This is a genomic window from Ochrobactrum sp. SFR4, assembly GCF_019730395.1.
Lineage (GTDB): Bacteria > Pseudomonadota > Alphaproteobacteria > Rhizobiales > Rhizobiaceae > Pseudochrobactrum.
Map to the genome: position 1 here is coordinate 1 of NZ_JAAPBB010000446.1, position 338 is coordinate 338.

Consider the following 338-nt stretch of genomic DNA (forward strand, 5'->3'; position numbering starts at 1 on the left):
GGGGCGGGAAAATCCGTGTCATTTCCACACATAACGGCGTGCTCAATCCCTTCAATGAACTGGTGCAAGAAGCACTAGCAGGAAAAGTTCCGTTCTCGGTGCATCATATCCCGTTTAGCAAGGCCGTTGAAAACGGACTGTTCAAGCGTGTCTGCCTAATGAAAGGCGAAGAATGGTCAGCTGAGAGAGAGGCAGCATGGGAACACAAAATCCGTGCGGCATACGGACCACGCACCGCTGCAATGAAACAGGAGCTGGACGCAATACCTGCTGAGCAGGAAGGCGCGGCACTGACACGCGTTCAGATTGAAGCTTGTATGGCATCACACATACCAGTC

General features: G+C 52.7%; 1 pseudogene. It reads left to right on the forward strand.

Annotated features, from left to right (window positions below):
• A pseudogene (locus tag HBA93_RS19750) lies at nt 1-338 on the forward strand (hypothetical protein); the annotation flags it as partial.